17 protein-coding genes are annotated in these 18,723 nt (G+C 61.4%); 7 read left to right on the forward strand and 10 right to left on the reverse strand.

Annotated features, from left to right (window positions below):
* Positions 1-72 precede the first annotated feature (72 nt).
* The gene (locus AB0366_RS22490) at positions 73-756 is read right to left on the reverse strand and encodes a GNAT family N-acetyltransferase (RefSeq protein WP_366245886.1); all 684 of its coding nucleotides are present in this window, start codon (positions 754-756) and stop codon (positions 73-75) included.
* 41 nt (positions 757-797) lie between these two features.
* The gene (locus AB0366_RS22495) at positions 798-4,685 is read right to left on the reverse strand and encodes a hypothetical protein (RefSeq protein WP_366245888.1); all 3,888 of its coding nucleotides are present in this window, start codon (positions 4,683-4,685) and stop codon (positions 798-800) included.
* 454 nt (positions 4,686-5,139) lie between these two features.
* Here AB0366_RS22495 and AB0366_RS22500 point away from each other — a divergent pair, with 454 nt between their 5' ends.
* The gene (locus AB0366_RS22500) at positions 5,140-5,517 is read left to right on the forward strand and encodes an Lsr2 family protein (protein WP_032373166.1); all 378 of its coding nucleotides are present in this window, start codon (positions 5,140-5,142) and stop codon (positions 5,515-5,517) included.
* Positions 5,518-5,579: 62 nt separating this feature from the next.
* Here AB0366_RS22500 and AB0366_RS22505 read toward each other — a convergent pair whose 3' ends face one another.
* From AB0366_RS22505 to AB0366_RS22535, 7 genes are all read right to left on the reverse strand, one after another.
* Positions 5,580-5,939: a hypothetical protein gene (locus AB0366_RS22505; RefSeq protein ID WP_032373263.1), complete on the reverse strand. Its 360-nt coding sequence runs from the start codon at positions 5,937-5,939 to the stop codon at positions 5,580-5,582.
* Positions 5,940-6,025: 86 nt separating this feature from the next.
* A complete protein-coding gene (locus AB0366_RS22510) occupies positions 6,026-6,874 on the reverse strand; it encodes a hypothetical protein (RefSeq protein ID WP_366245890.1) in 849 nt (282 codons plus the stop codon).
* 183 nt (positions 6,875-7,057) lie between these two features.
* Entirely contained in the window at positions 7,058-7,402 is a 345-nt protein-coding gene (locus tag AB0366_RS22515) for a hypothetical protein (RefSeq protein ID WP_366245891.1), read from the reverse strand.
* Between the two features lie 134 nt (positions 7,403-7,536).
* Complete coding sequence (locus tag AB0366_RS22520; RefSeq protein ID WP_366245892.1) at positions 7,537-8,457, reverse strand: hypothetical protein; 921 nt, start codon at positions 8,455-8,457, stop codon at positions 7,537-7,539.
* A gap of 102 nt (positions 8,458-8,559) precedes the next feature.
* Entirely contained in the window at positions 8,560-8,802 is a 243-nt protein-coding gene (locus AB0366_RS22525) for a hypothetical protein (protein WP_366245894.1), read from the reverse strand.
* 188 nt (positions 8,803-8,990) lie between these two features.
* Complete coding sequence (locus AB0366_RS22530; RefSeq protein WP_366245895.1) at positions 8,991-9,407, reverse strand: hypothetical protein; 417 nt, start codon at positions 9,405-9,407, stop codon at positions 8,991-8,993.
* An 81-nt stretch (positions 9,408-9,488) separates the two neighbouring features.
* Complete coding sequence (locus tag AB0366_RS22535) at positions 9,489-10,001, reverse strand: hypothetical protein (RefSeq protein ID WP_032373161.1); 513 nt, start codon at positions 9,999-10,001, stop codon at positions 9,489-9,491.
* Between the two features lie 297 nt (positions 10,002-10,298).
* Here AB0366_RS22535 and AB0366_RS22540 point away from each other — a divergent pair, with 297 nt between their 5' ends.
* Positions 10,299-10,808: a hypothetical protein gene (locus tag AB0366_RS22540; RefSeq protein ID WP_322544897.1), complete on the forward strand. Its 510-nt coding sequence runs from the start codon at positions 10,299-10,301 to the stop codon at positions 10,806-10,808.
* Between the two features lie 403 nt (positions 10,809-11,211).
* Positions 11,212-12,678 carry an IS1634 family transposase gene (locus AB0366_RS22545; protein WP_366245897.1) on the forward strand — a complete coding sequence of 489 codons (1,467 nt, stop codon included), beginning with the start codon at positions 11,212-11,214 and terminating at the stop codon, positions 12,676-12,678.
* 97 nt (positions 12,679-12,775) lie between these two features.
* Here the strand turns inward: AB0366_RS22545 and AB0366_RS22550 are convergent, their stop codons facing one another.
* Positions 12,776-13,777, reverse strand: a complete 1,002-nt coding sequence (locus AB0366_RS22550; RefSeq protein WP_366245898.1) for a helix-turn-helix domain-containing protein — start codon at positions 13,775-13,777, stop codon at positions 12,776-12,778.
* Between the two features lie 118 nt (positions 13,778-13,895).
* Here AB0366_RS22550 and AB0366_RS22555 point away from each other — a divergent pair, with 118 nt between their 5' ends.
* From AB0366_RS22555 to AB0366_RS22570, 4 genes are all read left to right on the forward strand, one after another.
* Positions 13,896-14,216 carry a 2Fe-2S iron-sulfur cluster-binding protein gene (locus tag AB0366_RS22555; protein WP_067718080.1) on the forward strand — a complete coding sequence of 107 codons (321 nt, stop codon included), beginning with the start codon at positions 13,896-13,898 and terminating at the stop codon, positions 14,214-14,216.
* A gap of 71 nt (positions 14,217-14,287) precedes the next feature.
* Positions 14,288-15,628 (forward strand): cytochrome P450, encoded by a 1,341-nt coding sequence (locus AB0366_RS22560; protein WP_366245899.1) that lies wholly within the window; start codon positions 14,288-14,290, stop codon positions 15,626-15,628.
* Positions 15,625-16,845: an FAD-dependent oxidoreductase gene (locus AB0366_RS22565; RefSeq protein WP_366245900.1), complete on the forward strand. Its 1,221-nt coding sequence runs from the start codon at positions 15,625-15,627 to the stop codon at positions 16,843-16,845. The genes AB0366_RS22560 and AB0366_RS22565 overlap by 4 nt, the downstream gene beginning before the upstream one ends.
* Positions 16,846-17,021: 176 nt before the next feature.
* A complete protein-coding gene (locus tag AB0366_RS22570; protein WP_366245897.1) occupies positions 17,022-18,488 on the forward strand; it encodes an IS1634 family transposase in 1,467 nt (488 codons plus the stop codon).
* Positions 18,489-18,723: the final 235 nt, after the last annotated feature.

Genomic DNA, 18,723 nt, shown 5'->3' on the forward strand with positions numbered 1-18,723 from the left:
TCGCCATGTGCCCGCGTGCGAGCGACGTGGATTTTTGGTTGGCGCGCACGGTATTTCTGGGACGTGTGAGTTCTAGACACCATCGAAGCGCGACGGCCGATTGTGATGCCGGTTGAGCGTGTGGTCGACGAATGAGGAACGACCCTGTTGTAGATCGGCGGGCGTGATCTCGAACAGCTCGGCCGCAGGGTCCGGCGGGAACGCCGATTCCCATGTCGACCGTAGTGTTTGCTGCTGCGCGCAGCGACGGAACCCCATCGAGAGCAACGCACGACGAGAGTGCTCGTTGTCGCTGTCGACGAAGGCCTCGACCAGCTGGACCCCCTCGGACGAGAAAGCGTGGTCGAGCGCAAGAGCCAGAGCTGCTGATCCGACACCGTGACCGGTGAACCTGTGACCTATCCAGGCACCCACCCGCACTGCGCGGGTGGGTGCCTGGGTCAGCCCCGTCAATTCCATTTGACCGGCGAACCGGTTGTCGACTTCGACGACCCACGACCAGCCCAGCCCGAGCTCGATGCGCTGCATGGCAGTGCGGTGCACAGTCATCCAGTTGTCCGGACGGTTCTGCTCGGCCCATCGGGCCGCATCGTCGACCGGAACGAGCCCTTCGATGCGAGCAGCTAGACGCTCGGCATCGGCCAAGCGCAACCGCGACCACGCGAGCCCATCCAAGGGGGAGGGCTCGCGTAGTCGCAATCGACCGGATCCGATGATGATCGGACCGACCTCGGGAATACGAACTCGATTCGTCATCGGACTCCTTCGTGGGGATGAGGTCGAAACATCGAGCTTGGTCATCGTGATGCGTTGCGCCAGTTCTCTTCGTAGGAGCTGGCGGCCATCGCGATGTAGGCCTCGGTGTCGATCGAGGCCAACAAGTGCTCGAGTAGAGCAGTATCCGGGTGATCGGCGATCGTGTGGTTGAACACCAGCATCGGTGTCGACGGGTCCACTCCGCTGTGTCGAGCCAGGATGAGATCTCGAGTTCGGCCCTGATGCGCCGAATCTTCACCAGCGACTGTGAGGAGGTGCTCAGCGATCGGATCGACACCATTGGGGTTCGTCGGTCGTAGACCCTTGTCCTCACGTGAGGCCCAGGTGCTCGCGCTGACGACCCGTGCTTTCGCCGCGGCGATCACGAGCGGATCACCGAACAGATTCCGATCGACCGTGTCGGGTCGCACCAGAAATACCCGAGTGAAATGCCCCAACAGCTGCACCTCTGTTGCCTTCGGATGCCGATTCAAGGTGCCACCCTCACGCAAGAGCTCATCGTTGTCGGTGACGTTGCGCGGGTCACCCGGGAAGGTGAGATGCGCAGTGGCGGTGGCGTCGATGACTGCTCCGGACTCAGGGTCGACCCGATACGGCGCAGCGTAGAGATAGCTGCCCGCGGACGGTGAAGAAGCCAGCAGATTCTGATAGAGCTTGAGCAGGTCGCGAACACCGAGCTGACGGTGCAGCTCGCGTAACACTTCACGCACTGCTGCGGTGTCCATGGACTCGAAGATCGAGACCGGTCCGGTCAGTGCGTACGGAACGGGCCGCTGCTCTGGGGTGTACGCACCGGCGACGAGCTTGAAGTACTCCAGAAGCAGTCGATCGACCATTGCCGGGTGAGCCAGCGCTTTGCGCGGACTCGGCCCAGCCCAGCAGGCGAGAGTCCCGCCACCCGCAGAAGCGACGACGCGGTACCACGGCTTGCCGGCGATTTCCTCGGGTCGATACTGCGGTTCCCCGCGGCTGTCGTCGGTCAGGATCTCGAAGGACTCTTCGGCCGTCAGAAACTCGACACGGTTGTTGGAGTCCTTCGACACCAGGGTCAGCGACTCTGGTTCGATCTCGACACCGATGGCTGCAGTGTGCTGATCGAGTACCTTCTGGTTGGTCTCGGAATCGAGTGTGGAGTAGAGACCGTCCGTGTTCGTCGACACGATGCGGCCGCCGGCGAACGTTTGCGCCTGTCCGATCCGCCAGCTGAAGAGCTGCCCGATGATTCGCATGGTGATGATCATGTTGTTCATCAGGATCGGCGTGTCGTGGCGCGCGTCTGCCGCACCGGACGCCGCGTTGAGGATCAGCTTGGTCCCCTCACGTAGGACGCTGAAGTTCTCACGTTCGGCGGTAGTGAGCGACTTGTCCTTACGCAATTTCCCGTATCGCTCCTTGTCGCCGAAAATCTGGCTGTACTTGTCAGGAGCAGGTTGTCCCGGTTCAGCCAGGTCTGGGTTGGTGAAGGCCGCCAGATTGACCAACATCAGAGGGTAGTAGCTGGTGAAGTCCTCATGGATGACGTCGGCCACGGAGGTGAACCGGTACTTCGGGTCGAGCTTGTTGTCATCGTGAGTGGTGCCGGCCGGGAACAACGGGAACTCCTTGCTCTCACGCGCAGTGAACAGCTCCACCCCCCGGTCGCCCTTTGGACGATCACGCAGGATCGGGTTGCTCGACTTGGATCCAGATTTGAGCATGTCCCCCCACTCGACGGTGACGATCTGATCCGTCGATGGGTCGACCACGTCGATGCGAAGCTTCTTACGGAACCACCACGCAGCCATAGCCAGACGTTCGCCTGAGTAGTTCACACCGGCTGCGTCCACGATGGGCGGCATCGAGGCCGCATTGTCGGCCACCCACTCGGTACCCGTGCGGACGATGACCTCTGTCTTCGCATCGAGAGGTTCCCCGCCGGCCGTCCAGTCCTCCATGACGTGTGCCGCCTGCAGAAACTGCTCTGCCGCCGTGTCGAGCGCGGCGCGAAAAAGTGCCCACCGACCCCGAGAGGCATTTCGTTCGACGGCGAAGGCACCGAGGTCCGCTTCTGCTCCATGGATCCCACCCGTGGAGAAAGTCGCGAAGCAGCTCGTCGGTTCACCGGCGCTGTCGAAATACGGGATGTTGCACGGCAGCTTGCCGATCGATGCGAGTTCGTAGGACACGTTGGTCGCGTGATTTCGGTCGTTGCGCCATTCGATGAGGGTCTCACTGAACGACGCAGGCCGATCCGCTGGCCAGTAGGGCTGAGCGGCATCTGCCCGGGCAAGGACGATGATCTTGAGACGATCAATGTCTGCGATCAGTTCCTTGTGCGCGATCTCCGACGAACTGTGTGTGTTCGCCCATGCGATGAGCGCCTTGCTCAGTGCCGCGAAGGTGCCGAGCGTGAAGCGACGAGGACCGTCGCCGGCGGCCGACGATGCGCCGCCGAACAGTTCGAGAAACCGCTCCGACAAGTCAGCGGTCGAGACGACGTCGCGACCGCCGACCGATTCACGAGCCGCGGCCGCCTCTAGTTGCGCCGAGATACGGCCGGTGATCACCACCGGAGCGAACTCCTTGTGCTGTGCATCGTCGAAGTTGAGACCTTCGATACGCCGGTAGTACCGGTAGATGTTCTCGAAGGCCTGATGCGCGGCCAAGCCCGACGCGGTGTCGGCCGGGACAGTCTCGAAGAAGAAGTCTCGGGTCGCGGTGAGAACGTTGGTTGCGGCACCGATGTTTGATCCGTTGTGTCCCAACGGATCAGGGTAGCGGTACGAGACAACAGGTAGATCGGCAATGTGTCCGGGAATGGCTCGCAGATCTCGGTAGGGTGCGAGGATCCTCCCAGCGAATTGCGCTGAGGAAGTGTCCGTCGTCAGACGGGGTCGCGGCCAAGTCAGGACCTGTGCCGTGTCCAGGACGGGAGTTCTGTAGTCGCCGTTGTGGTTGAAGACTGTCTCGGGATAGGTTCGTAGTAGACCCGACCGCAGGTCGAAGCTGCCCGTATACGTGTTGTCGTCGAACAGCAGCGCTGTGCCGACGGTGTCTGAGATGTTGTATGCGGCCAGCTCGAAGAAGTCCTCGAGAGAATCGAGCCGCGCGTTTGGTCCGGCCAGCCTTTCCGATTCGAGTATCTGATGACCGAGCATCCCCAGCAACCGCTTCAGCGCGACTTTCTGCTGAAGCTCGTTCAGCCTGGCGACATCGAGATGGCGACCCGACGACAACCAGTTGCTCCTGATTTGAGCCGCTCGACGGTTGCCACAATGAGATAGGTACCGAGACATCGAAGGACGGTCTCCACTCTTGTGGAGGGCGAACATGTCGTTGTTGTGCGCCCTCATCTGCGCAGCCGTCACGCGATGGGGCCTGTAGTGCTCGTCGAAGCGAAGGGAAAAATACAGAGCGAGCATCGTCGTGTCGTACTGGTTCGAGTTGTACCCGGCGACGAACGCGTGGTCGGGTAGCCGATGGTCGTAGTCAGGGTGTGTATCGCAGACGATCGCGGACCTGCTGATCGGGCATTCGCTGCGCAGGTGCACGTCGCCTTTGTCCACGATGCCGCCGAGCAGCCGGGCCAAGGACCGGGCATTGCTGTCGTTCGCCAAATCCAGGAACTTGACGATGCGACCAGGCACGCTCCCTGGAGTCTCGCGTTGCCGCGCCAGCAGTGCCGGATTTGAGCGATACAGTCGAGTCATGAGCTCACCCGACGGGTCAGCAACTGCATTGCGGACCGCGTGCGACGTCAGACCGATACTCGGGTCCTCGTCGATGAGGTAGTAGACCACGGCTGCGGCTTCGGAGGTGCGATAGAGCGCGACGGTGAAGGCGTTGTTCAGTGACTCGATGTCGTAAAACAGAAACGCCGACTCGGCGGCGGTAGCCGGAGCCTTACGGGCGTACGGGGTCGGTGTCATGATCGACGTCTCCTTGTGTCTGGTCGGCCAGCGGGGGCGTGATGCGGTCAGCGTGGATTGCTCGACGGGGGGTGGGTGTACAGGGTCTTTAGGTGCAGTCCAGGGCAACCGCATCAGCGATAATCTGAAGGGTCTGCAGGATTGGGTTCGCAACTGACAGTTAGGGTTCCGTCGCCAAATCGCCACCGGTCAGGGGCACGCCGTGCCGCTGAGGGGGTGCTTCTGTGGATCTGAGCTACGGAACGTTTGTCATAAACGTTGTTCTCAGCGCAGGCGTGATTGTCGTTCGCTGCGCCGGCACGACGCAGATCAAACGACTGCAGCAAATCGAATGCGCTGCCCGACGGTGGCTCCGATCACCGTGTCGATGAAGAATGCGTCTACCCAGGCTGACTACCCTCATGCAGACAAATACGGTTCAGCGTAGGAATGTCTCGATGAAAGGTCTTCGACTATGGCCAGACAAGAAATAGTTCAACTGATTGACGACATCGACGGTTCGGACATCGACGGGGCATCCGGCGAGACGATTGAATTCGCTGTGAATGGGGTCGAATACTCGATTGATCTGAAAGCGAAGAACGCCAACGAGTTTCACAAGAAGCTTGACTACTACATCGGACACGCCACGCGAATTGGTGGGCGCAAGCGCAAACCCACTCCCGCTGTAGCCGCAACGACAGCAACAGCAGGGACGCCAGGAAGGCGCGGGCCGGAGCAAACACGGGCGATCAGGCAGTGGGCCTTCGACAAGGGGTACGAGATCAGCGATCGCGGCAGAATTCCGGCACATATCGAAGCGAAATTTGAGGCGGCCCACCGCAGTCGCTGAGCTGCTAGCGAACCCGAAGGGTGGACTGCGGTAGCAGAAATGCATTGGCTGAATATGGTTGTTTACCAGGGTGTTTCGAAGTCCAGACGTTCGCGGTCGTACCGCTTGCACGCGGCAATTGCCGCTGCTGCTGCGTCATCGGATCCCCAGATGTAGCGGTAGAGCGGCGTGGCCACGTCAGGTAACTCCAGGCCTCTTCCGACGGCTGTCGGGAGCCAAGGCCGGCGGGAGTGAGTGTTGACGGTCTTCTTGCTCATGCCGAGCGTTTTTGCTGTTTCGGTTTGACTGAGGCCGCTCAGAAGCGCGGTCTTGACCAGGGCTTGGTCGACGTAGCTGTCGGCAAGGTAGGCGACCTGTTGAACGAAGCGGCGTGATCGCTGGCGTTGCTCGGCGAGTGCATCGATGTCGGGCGTCTCAGTCATACTCACAGTATTGCGGTACACGTCGAGTACCGCAATACCGGAGGGTTGCGATGGCGCGAGGACGTCGACCAAGATGCGGTCGGCAGCTATTGCGCCCCTGCAACCGCGACGGGGTGGTGGACTTCGAGATCGTCGGCGACCGTGGGTATCCAACGCAGACCCCCCTCACCGAACATGGGTGCGGCCAGGGTGTGGCGGCCGGTCCGATGCGGCGTGCCGCGACCGTGCACAGTCGTCTCGAGAGTGATGGACTTGATCCGACCCCTGCCCTGTTCGATGCCTCCGTAGCCACAGACGGTGGAGGAAACGGTCAGATCAATGCCGGGCATGCGCCCATCCGACAAGATCAAGATGCTGGCATGCTTTCGGTTGCGCGCGAGCAAAGCCCTTGCGCGCGTGGGTGGTACATCTCGACCGTGCACGGTCGTTACGACCAAATCCAACCCGTCCAGACAAATCGAGGCGGCATCGAGAGGGTCGGTGTTTCCAGGATCGACAAGATGTACTTTTGAGAGATTGCCGCCGTGCTCGTGGACGGCAAGCAGGCTCAGGCGTGGTTGGCCGATCAGAGCGACGTGGTGACCGGCCGCGGACGCTTCGGCGACGATAGCGATGAGCATTGATCCAGCCCCGGTGACGGTCACTGCAGTTCCACGAGCCAGTGCCCCGCGCGGGAGTAGTGCGGCGAGTGGCGGTGGCGCGGGCATCGTCCGAAGGGTTGTGCCGCGTGCAGCGGCGATGAGGGGTGCTGGATCGTCGGCGGCGGCGATGGGCGCGGATGGTGCTGGTGGTTCAGGTGCCGTGATGGTGGGCAGGTCGGCGGGCGCGTGGTCACGCCGGCCGCCGGGCACGGTAGCCAGGCGTCGACGGAGGACTTCTAGCTGAGTGGCCTTGTCGAGTCCGGTGAGGTCTTCGATTGCATCGACGTTGGCCATGAGGGGCGACCTTTCGCCGGTCCGGTAGGAACTATCGACACCCTATCGAACGAGCGTTCGACTGGCCAATTCGCCCGCGAGCCGATTCAGCTAGACATGTGGTCCGCGTGGAGGGTCTTTTGAGGCGAGAGTCGGGTCGATGCGTTCGGTATCGGCCAGCGCTCGCGACGTGGTCGGGCGGGGTCAGCAATTCCTTTGCGCGGCTCCGACCGTGGTTCTAATGCGCTTGAGGTCGGCGGCGGGGCTGCGGTTCCAGACGATATAGCTGTTAGCGGCGGCGACGGCGAAGACACCGAGTATTTCGATGGTGAGGTTGCCGATTGTTGTGCCGAAGGCAAGAAGAAAATAGACGCCGACTGCGACGGCAGCGAGATTGATTGCAGTACAGACAAGTTTCAATGTGGTGCGGCGGGTGTCGTAAAAGGTGGTGGCTACCGCAAAGTACTTGCTCACGCGCTGATCGCTGCAGTCGGTACGGAGCAGTTCGCGGGCTCTTTGGTGTTGTCTCGCTGCGGTGATGACGTTCATGGTCCCCCCATGTGTGTCGTGATTATGGATGCGATGATGCCAGGTGTGACCGACATGTCGATATTGTCGAACCCATGTGAGCCTGGTGCCAGCTGGTGAGTTGGCTGCACGAGTGTGTTCCGTCGGCGGCCTTATCAGTTATGGCGACGGTCCTCCTCGACGCCGTGAAGCCGATCGAGTTCGGCGCGTTGCAGCGAAATTTCTTCACGTAAGTCCGCAGCGATCATCTTCTGTTCGTCGATGCGTTCGTTGTAGTCGCGGCGAAGCTCGGCCTCACGTTTGACGGCGTCGTTGCGCTGATCGGCGAGTGCTGCTGCGTGTGTTCGATTGTTGTCTTGATGTGCGGCGCGTTCGGCCGCCAGATCGGCGCGCAGGGCCTTCGCCTCGGTGCGTACCTCGGCCAGGTCGGCTTCGAGGCGGCGTTCTTTTTCGTCGTAGCGGTCGATCGCTTCGCGATGACTGGTGGTGAGCGAGGCCACGATGGAGTCGTGGTTGTCCTGCAGGGCAGTCATTTCCGAGCGTTGGCGTGCGTCGAGCTCGTCGAGGGTGCGCTGATGTGCTGCTTTCTGTTCCTCGAGGTCTGCGCGGGCCTGCTCGGCAGCGGTCTCTGCTGCCTCTGTGTGCTGCCATGCGTCGGCTGCGTCGGTGCGGAGCTCGTCGTTCTCGACGTCGAGTGCATCGGCGCGGACGGTCGCAGCATGCGCTGCCGCTTCGGCAGCCGCGGCGCGTTCTTCGGCGGCGGAGACAGTGCGTGCGGTTTCAGCGCGCATCAGCTCGAGACGCTGATCGAGCGCTTTGGGGTCCGCGACGGTCCCTATTGCGGATTCGACCCGTTGGACCAGCACGGTGAACTGTTCGGCCTGTGTGGCGAGCGCGGGGAGAACAGCAGCGAGGGATGCGACCGCAAGTTCGGGTGTTGCGGTCTCAGGCTTGTCAACTGCCGCCGCCTTGGCTGCTTTCTCAGCCGCTTTAGCGCGATGGGCTCGAACCTTGTCGGACGGGCTGGCGTGAATACGGGGTCGGCCGGGCTTGCGGGGTGGCTCGACTGAGGTCATGTCGAGACTCTAGCATTTAGTTTCGTTTCATGTAACGAAACGAAACGAAACTAAATTCTTAATCAGGTGCAGTGCGCACGGAGGGGTAGCTACTGTTCGCGGCTAGTTCATGCACCAGAAGGACGCGACCGGGATGGCCGTGTCTGGCACTCCCGCACACCAGAGGCAGGTGCTGTCGTGCGCCAGGCGACTGAGCACCCCTTTGGCTTCTTCAATGAGGATGGGTAGCTCCAGGACCCGAGCGAGGGCGAGTGCTTCGATGGCCCATGGAACGGCTCGGGGATCGGCGGCGGATGCAACGGCGGCAGCCCCGATCAGGCCCGTAATTCTCTTGTGATCGTTCATGACTGGGACCTTTCTGAGTGTCGGATGGAGAGGTCCCAGTCGGACCTGCCATGTGTGTCAGCGTGGATAGTCTCCCAGAAACACAGATGCCGCAGTCCTGGTGTGCACCAGGATCTGCGGCGAGTAGTGGGAAACGTCAGAAGTAAGTAATCGGGGCCTTGGTGGGTCCCTGAAGGTGCGTGTCGAAGCTATTTCGTCAGGGTGAACGACAGCACCGGGATCGGGCTGTCGAACGCCGTGAAGTACATCCGGCCGTTCAAGCGGTTCGGGTCGTTCGCGTCCGGAGTCACTTCGTCGTGCACGAACATGCCGAGCTCGGGCGAAAGCACGCGGTAGTCGATGTGCGTCACCGGCGAGCCGTCATAGATAGACGGGCCGGCATAGACGTCGGCGGGGAAGCGATCCAACCCGTTGAGGCGGTTGATCACAGAGGTACCACCGCCGGAGATCGTCTTGCCCTCCCAAACCGGCACTTGGGTACCTTCCACCGTTCCGAGGTAGACCCCATCGGGCACTGCATCTGCGGCGGCAACGCCAGCTCCCAGGATTGCAACGGCAGCCAGGGTTGCGCCGAGCCCTGCTGCACGGGTGACCGTTCTGTTCATATCTCTCCAGGTGTGATGAGGTGCGCACGCTCCAAGGATTTCAGCGTGCGGGGGCAGGTCGAGGCTCGGTGAACCGAGCCCTCAGTAGGTTGGTTCGTGGGACATATCGGAGTTCTGCAAACCCCGGTGCTGTTGCGCCTCACGGAGGGCCTGCAGAGCCGAAAGCCGTTGCGGCCGCGGCGTCTGATAGTCGGGGCCATGCTCGGCGACACCGTCGTACGGCTGGACGTAGTCGGGCGAGATCCCGATTCGGTCAGCCGTTGCTGCGTAGCTCGGAAATGGTCGATGATCGGGCTCTTCGATCACGTATTGGACGTAGTAGCGCCAACCGATGAATTCACGAGTGGTTTCGTCGAAGAAGGGGTGTTCGTCGATCTGGTCGTAAATGACCGTTCCGTTGTGATCGATGATGGCCTGGAGCGCAGCCTCGGCAATAACGTCACGGACAGTGGTCGTGTCGAAGAATTTCGTGCAGATGTGCCAGTACCCGCCCTGAAGCGTGAGCTGGTTCATCGTGGGATGGGTACCGGTCCACAACTTGGTAGGCGGAACGAGGAGATTGTTCTCGTCGTAGAACGCGGTTGCGACTTTCATGATTGCGTTCCTTCTGGTTCAGGTCTGCGGGGCGAGACGGGCGTCTGGGGGAGGCCAGACTGCGACATCCTTCAAAAAACACCCGGGTACAGGCTCCGCCGGTGCCAGGGAAGGCGTTGTTCCCAGGACTGCGGGGCCAGGGAACACGTCAGGCGCACTTGCCTTCGGGCAGTGCGCCCGTAGTATATATCTAGGAATTAGTTATTCGGTTGTTCGCTGCCGTTTGTGCTGGTTAAGGCTCCGTCGATCTGCCGACGAATAACTATCTCAACGCGTCAGGATTGATCAGGGGAGCACATGACGACAGGCAGTCTCGGAACATCGACGGGTGGGGCAGTAGAGCAATGGAGCGCTGCGAGCAGTCGCGGAGTCCTGCCCGAGGAACTGAACGTTGCCACCGCGCACCTGGTCGATGTCCGCGGAGAGAGTTCAGAGTGGAAGGTGCAGTGCTTCTGGCTCAGCGCCGAAGACAGGGAAGGCACTCTGGGTGTGGGGACTGCGTTGCGTCCGTGCGCGGTGGTGACAGCGTGCGAATTGTGTAGAGACGGCCTGTCCGAGCTGCCGGCAGAGGGCCGGGAGTACATGGCGCACGATCAGCGCCACGCGGTCGCGGGTGACCCAGCCGTGGGCTACCGACTACTTCCGGACCTCTGCGGCATGTCTCTGGCGCTGGGAGTCGACGACCTGACCTCGAGCTGGTTGGGCGAGTTGCGGCGGAAGCATGGAGAAGGTCTGTACCTGGTGCATCCGGCAGCAGTTGCCGACGGATCGTTGATCGGAGTCGATCCGGTACGAGTGGTCGACTGACTGGTCGTGGATTGCCTTCAGCAATGACCCCGCGCACTGAGTTGCGCGGGGTCATTGCTTTTGAAACGCGCGGTACCTATGCCGAATCCATGCTCGGCAGAGGTGAACTCGTCCGACGCGGCGTGACGATCAGGTCCTGTCGTTGATCCGGGTCAATGTGAAGGTGTCTGGCGAGTCTTCGCCGGGGATCACGGTGTAGTCGAAGACCAATTCGGTTTCGAACTCGCCGCCCGACTTGGCTCATTTCGGTGTGCTGTAGATCACATTGACACGTTGACCTGTGCGAACGGCGGTGCCGGTGGTGATTTTTCCGCACTAATCGGGTGGCGTGGGGGTGGCCGGTAGATTCGGTGAGGTGAGCCCGTACATCCGGCACGTCCCAACCGCCTCGGGAGCGACCGCGGTGCAGGTGATCTTCTCGGAACGGCGCGGCGCCAAGGACCTCAAACACGTCGGATCCGCTCACGACGACGAACAGTTGGCGTTGCTGCAGATCAAGGCGCAGCAGATCATCGACGGCCAGCAGCAGGCGCTGGACCTGGGCATAGACACAACCCCAGCTGGAACCGGGTCGCAGGAGTCACCGCTTCCGGTGACCTCCGAGCGAGCCGGCTACCTGATCGAGGCGATCACCGGCGCCTATCGGGCGCTCGGATTCGACGAGGCCACCGAGGCCGACCGGGTGTTCTCCGACCTGGTCATAGCAAGGATCGTCCAGCCCGGGTCGAAACTCGATTCGGTGGAGACACTGGCAGAGATCGGGGTGGCCTCGGCCAGCTACGCGACCATCAAGCGGCGCCTGCCCACCTACGCCGCCGATGAGTTCCGCAGCCGCCTGACCGCGGCATGCGCGGCCCACGCCGGTATCGGACCTGGGGTGCTGGTGCTCTACGACGTGACCACGCTGTACTTCGAGGCCGACGAGGGCGACGATTTCCGCAAGCCAGGGTTTTCGAAGGAGCGCCGGCTGGAGCCCCAGATCACCGTGGGCCTGCTCTCCGATGCCTCTGGGTTTCCGCTGGCAGTGGGCGCTTTCGAGGGCAATATGGCCGAGACCCGCACTATGCTGCCCATGCTTGAGCGTTTCGCCGACACCTACCAAGTCGATGGGATCACCGTCGTGGCGGATGCGGGCATGTTCTCCGACGGCAACAAGAAGGCCATCACCGCCGCTGGCCTGCACTACATCCTCGGGACGCGCACCCCGGAGGTTCCGTACCCGCTGCAGGCGTGGCGCAAAGCCAACCCGGAGGCCGAGTACACCGACGGGCAGATCTGGACCAGCGCCGACCGATCAGGGCGCGGCCCCGATGGGGTGCCGCATTCGATCACCTACTACGTGTACTCGTGGGACCGGGCCCGCAGGACGCTGAAGGGAATTTCCGAGCAGGTCGACAAGGCCGAGAAGGCCGTCGCGGGCAAGCTTGCGATCAAGCGGAACCGTTTCGTGGACCTGAAAGCTCCAAAGAAGCAGGTCAACTGGGCGCTGGTGGAGAAGAACCGAGCCCTGGCCGGGATCAAGGGCTACGAAACCTCCCGCGTGGACCTGCCCGCAGAGCAGATCATCGGCTCCTACCGGCAGCTGCTCAAGATCGAAAAAGCGTTCCGAATGTCCAAGTCCGACCTCAAGGCCCGGCCGATCTACCACCACAAACGCCAGTCCATCGACGCTCACCTGACTGTCGTCATGTCCGCAATGGCGGTCGGTCACCTGCTCGAGCAACGCTCCGGGCTCTCGCTTAAACGCCTGGTCAGAACACTCAAGCGCTACCGCACCTTCGAACTGACCATCGCCGGACAGACCGTCCACGCCGCCTCACCCGTGCCCGCTGAAATCAACGAGCTCATCGCCCGAATCAAGCAAGCCTGAGTTCCGCACTAAATTGAGCCAAGTCGGGAAAGAACGGGCGAAGCGGAAGGCACCGTGCATCGCCAGTTGCCCTGTACGAGTCAACCAAGAGGCAGCGCTACCTACGACGGAACCCCGTCGGCGGGTGGCCGGTCCAGTGCTTGAAAGCGTGTGAAAAGCTGGCGAGGTCGCTGTAACCGAGGTCCGTGGCGATCTCGCTCGCGGACACAGATCCGTCCAGTAAACGAAGAATCGCGTACTCACGAATGATCGATTGGCGCAGTCCGCGATAGGTCATCCCTTCCTCAGAGAGGCGCCGCTTAAGTGTGCTCGTAGAGATGAAGAGTTCGTCTGCAATCCACTGACTTCCACAATCTGCGGGACGCTTCTCTATCAGACGTCTCACCTTGTCCGAATACGAGGAGTTTTTACTCCGCTCGTCGAGCCTTCGCTGCAAGTCACCGCTAGCGAGTCGATACGCCACGGGGTCAGAGAACCGGCAGACGTGATTGACCGCGTCAACGGGAAAATGCAGAATGGACAGTGAAGCGTCAAATACCAGGCGACCAGCTAACCAATCCTGATCCATGGGCAGACCTTCCGGAGCGGGCCAACCCAGTGAGAGTGTGATGTCTGGTGCATCGCCAACGAGTATATTCAGCAGCCTCAGCAGGACCGCACCACAGTAGGTGACCACTAGGGAGTCCAGGACTCGATCGCCCGTCTGCCCATTGAGCGCGACAGACACTCCGTATCCACCTGCGTAGAACTGCGCACTCAGGGCTGGGGTTATTAGCGGCAGGTAGGCAAGCAAATCCAATATCTCGCCTGCGGAACCTGCGCTTACTAGTGGGACGCTTAATGGTCCGAAGGACGTCAGATGAGCATGCTGGGCGAACGCCAAACCGAGGGTCGTTGCTTGGTCAACGTCGAGATCGGGCAAGGCTTCCCTGATCCACCGCAGGGGAACTTGGGCGTTGATGGCGAGAAGTGACTCGACGTCGCTTCGCTCACGATCCATGATCTCGCGAAACCGTGCAACGGCGTCTTGCTCCAGAACTGGGCTCTCAAGTAACTGCGCGAACACGAGCGGTGGCACGCCCTCGCGATCAAGATTCATCGCCCCCGCCTTCTGAGCCAAACTAACAAGCTTCTGCCCTCAATCAACCTAGCCGCAGTCGTCGTTGGTAGCAATGCTGTGAGCAGCTATTACCCGAACAACCACGCAGGAGCCAGCGATGACAGTCGTAACCTTCGTCTCACATGAGGGAGAGAAGCACGTGGTGCCCTTGGAGGAGGGGCAGTCACTCATGCGGATCGCCGTCAACAACGCGGTGCCCGGGATTGACGCTGACTGCGGAGGCGAAGCCGCGTGCGGCACGTGTCATGTCATCGTTGATCCGCAGTGGTCCGAACAGGTCGGCCTCTCGGGAGCAAGTGAAGAGGAAATGCTCGCAATGAACCCGGAAAGGCTGCCGACCTCTCGACTGTCGTGCCAGATGACCGCGTCCGCGGATTGGGACGGCCTGGTCGTCCAGGTGCCAGAGTTCCAGATGTAACGACGAAGGGATCAAGAGTCGTGTCAAGCAATCATGTAGAAGTCGGGGACAGAATCCGGTCGGCCATTCCGATGGATCTTCAAATCCGAGGCGCCCATCTGTACGACAGGACTCGGCGCTGGGTGACAAAGACGAATGGGAAGAAGCTCTTCGTAGAGAGTCCCATTCCTCCGGTCGAGGACGTCGAGCTCGCCGACATCGACCTCAGTAATCCCTTTCTCTATCGCCAAGGCCGCTGGCAGTCCTACTATGAGCGCCTGCGAAACGAGGCTCCGGTCCACTTTCAGCCCAACAGCGCGTTCGGGCCGTTCTGGTCAGTGACCCGACATGAAGACATCGTCGCGGTCGATAAGAACCATGAGGTCTTCTCCGCCGAACCGATGATAGTGATCGGGTCCCCGCCTCGCTTTCTCGATATCGAGATGTTCATCGCGATGGACCCACCGCGCCACGACGTGCAGCGAGCAGCTGTGCAGGGGGTGGTCGCGCCTAAGAACCTGCGTGAGATGGAGACGCTCATTCGGTCTCGGGTTCGCGAGGTACTAGACGACTTGCCGGTGAATCAGCCGTTCGATTGGGTCCAGGCTGTCTCGATCGAACTGACAGCTCGAATGCTCGCGACGCTCTTGGACTTCCCATACGAGGAACGTCGCAAACTCGTTCATTGGTCAGATATTGCAACTTCGTTCGAGGAAGCGAACGGTGGTCCTGCGGACCTCGACGAGACGTTCGACGGAATGCGCGAGATGGCGCGAGGTTTGAGTTCTCTGTGGTACGACAAGAAGGCTCGGACAGCAGCTGGGGAAGAACCCGGCTTCGATCTGATCACCATGCTGCAGAGCAACGAGAACACCAAAGATCTGATCGACCGCCCAATGGAATTCATGGGCAACCTTGTTCTGTTGATCGTCGGAGGGAACGATACGACGCGGAACTCGATGAGTGGTGGCGTTCTGGCGCTGAACCGGTTCCCAGACCAGTTCGAAAAGCTCAAGTCCAACCCTGACCTGATCCCCAACATGGTCTCCGAGATAATCCGGTGGCAAACGCCGCTGGCCTACATGCGCCGAATCGCCAAGACTGACACTATCTTGAACGGTCAGTTCATCCGTAAGGGTGACAAGGTCGTGATGTGGTACGCCTCAGGCAACCGCGACGAGCGTGTGTTCGAGCGGCCCGATGACTTCATCATCGACCGGGCCAACGTCCGCAACCACATCGCCTTCGGGTTCGGCGTACACCGGTGCATGGGCAACCGACTGGCCGAAATGCAGCTGCGAATTCTCTGGGAAGAGCTGCTCCCCCGCTTCGAGAACATCGAGGTCGTCGGCGAACCCGAGTACGTGCAGTCCAACTTCGTGAGGGGTATCAGCAAGATGATGGTGCGCCTGACCCCCAAGTCCGGCACATGACATCGCAGCGAGCCCTCATCATCGGTGCCAGCCATGCCGGAGCCCAACTCGCGGCGAGTCTGCGCCAGGAAGGCTGGAGCGGTGAGGTCGTCCTCATCGGTGAGGAGTCGGCAGCTCCATATCAACGCCCTCCGCTGTCGAAGTCCTACCTGGCCGGCAAATGCTCACTCGACGAGATCACCATCCGCAGTTCGGACTTCTACTCCAAGCAGCGCATCCAGCTTTTGGACGCGCACGTGGAGGCGATCAACCGCTCGGCTGGGCACATCGTTATGAGCACCGGCGACACACTGACATACGACAAGCTCGCGCTGTGCACGGGAGCCCGCCCTCGTCAGCTCCGCGTTCCTGGGTTCGAGCTCGCCGGGGTCCATTACCTTCGTACCGCCGCAGACGTCGAGAGGATCCGCACGTCCGCCGCCCCCGGGCGGCGGGTGGCGATCGTCGGGGGCGGCTACATCGGACTTGAGACGGCCGCCTCGCTACGGGCACTGGGCCTGGAAGTCACCGTGCTCGAGGCGACCACTCGCGTCCTCGAGCGGGTCACTGCTCCCGACGTATCAACGTTCTTCGAGCGGATCCACCGAGAGGAGGGCATCGATATCCGAACGGGCGCCAAAGTCGCAGCATTAGTCGGTGACGATTGCGTCCGCGAGGTCACACTATCTACTGGCGAGTCGATTCCGACTGATCTGGTCATCGTGGGTATCGGTGTTGAACCGAGAACAGAACTCGCCGAGGCGGCGGGCTTGACCCTGAACGATGGTGTGGTGATCGACGAGCACGCCCGAACCAGTGACCCAGCCATCGTTGCCGCCGGAGACTGTGCCAGCAAGTACATCTCTCGATACGGTCGCCGAGTCCGGCTGGAGTGCGTACCCGGAGCAACCGATCAGGCGAAACTCGCCGCGGCTACCCTTTGCGGGAAGTCCAAGAGCGCAGTGTCGCTGCCCTGGTTCTGGTCAGATCAGTACGATGTCAAACTCCAGATTGCCGGTCTGAGCTGTGGATATGACCAAGTTGTTCTAAGCGGCGATCCGACCGTAGGCCGCAGCTTCAGCTGCTTCTACCTCCGTGGTGGTGAACTCCTTGCTGCAGACTGCATCAATCGTCCCCGTGATTTCATGCTCAGCAAACAGGTCATCACACAGCAGCGTCCTTTCGTCCGGACCGATTTCATTCATACGGGTTCTCCCGAGTCCTCGGGCGATGGGTAGCACCCGACTTGGCTCATTTCGGTGTGCTGTAGATCACATTGACACGTTGACCTGTGCGAACGGCGGTGCCGGTGGTGATTTTTCCGCACTAATCGGGTGGCGTGGGGGTGGCCGGTAGATTCGGTGAGGTGAGCCCGTACATCCGGCACGTCCCAACCGCCTCGGGAGCGACCGCGGTGCAGGTGATCTTCTCGGAACGGCGCGGCGCCAAGGACCTCAAACACGTCGGATCCGCTCACGACGACGAACAGTTGGCGTTGCTGCAGATCAAGGCGCAGCAGATCATCGACGGCCAGCAGCAGGCGCTGGACCTGGGCATAGACACAACCCCAGCTGGAACCGGGTCGCAGGAGTCACCGCTTCCGGTGACCTCCGAGCGAGCCGGCTACCTGATCGAGGCGATCACCGGCGCCTATCGGGCGCTCGGATTCGACGAGGCCACCGAGGCCGACCGGGTGTTCTCCGACCTGGTCATAGCAAGGATCGTCCAGCCCGGGTCGAAACTCGATTCGGTGGAGACACTGGCAGAGATCGGGGTGGCCTCGGCCAGCTACGCGACCATCAAGCGGCGCCTGCCCACCTACGCCGCCGATGAGTTCCGCAGCCGCCTGACCGCGGCATGCGCGGCCCACGCCGGTATCGGACCTGGGGTGCTGGTGCTCTACGACGTGACCACGCTGTACTTCGAGGCCGACGAGGGCGACGATTTCCGCAAGCCAGGGTTTTCGAAGGAGCGCCGGCTGGAGCCCCAGATCACCGTGGGCCTGCTCTCCGATGCCTCTGGGTTTCCGCTGGCAGTGGGCGCTTTCGAGGGCAATATGGCCGAGACCCGCACTATGCTGCCCATGCTTGAGCGTTTCGCCGACACCTACCAAGTCGATGGGATCACCGTCGTGGCGGATGCGGGCATGTTCTCCGACGGCAACAAGAAGGCCATCACCGCCGCTGGCCTGCACTACATCCTCGGGACGCGCACCCCGGAGGTTCCGTACCCGCTGCAGGCGTGGCGCAAAGCCAACCCGGAGGCCGAGTACACCGACGGGCAGATCTGGACCAGCGCCGACCGATCAGGGCGCGGCCCCGATGGGGTGCCGCATTCGATCACCTACTACGTGTACTCGTGGGACCGGGCCCGCAGGACGCTGAAGGGAATTTCCGAGCAGGTCGACAAGGCCGAGAAGGCCGTCGCGGGCAAGCTTGCGATCAAGCGGAACCGTTTCGTGGACCTGAAAGCTCCAAAGAAGCAGGTCAACTGGGCGCTGGTGGAGAAGAACCGAGCCCTGGCCGGGATCAAGGGCTACGAAACCTCCCGCGTGGACCTGCCCGCAGAGCAGATCATCGGCTCCTACCGGCAGCTGCTCAAGATCGAAAAAGCGTTCCGAATGTCCAAGTCCGACCTCAAGGCCCGGCCGATCTACCACCACAAACGCCAGTCCATCGACGCTCACCTGACTGTCGTCATGTCCGCAATGGCGGTCGGTCACCTGCTCGAGCAACGCTCCGGGCTCTCGCTTAAACGCCTGGTCAGAACACTCAAGCGCTACCGCACCTTCGAACTGACCATCGCCGGACAGACCGTCCACGCCGCCTCACCCGTGCCCGCTGAAATCAACGAGCTCATCGCCCGAATCAAGCAAGCCTGAGTTCCGCACTAAATTGAGCCAAGTCGGGAATGACCCCGCGCACTGAGTTGCGCGGGGTCATTGCTTTTGAAACGCGCGGTACCTATGCCGAATCCATGCTCGGCAGAGGTGAACTCGTCCGACGCGGCGTGACGATCAGGTCCTGTCGTTGATCCGGGTCAATGTGAAGGTGTCTGGCGAGTCTTCGCCGGGGATCACGGTGTAGTCGAAGACCAATTCGGTTTCGAACTCGCCG

Source organism: Rhodococcus sp. NPDC076796, assembly GCF_040702765.1.
Lineage (GTDB): Bacteria > Actinomycetota > Actinomycetes > Mycobacteriales > Mycobacteriaceae > Rhodococcoides.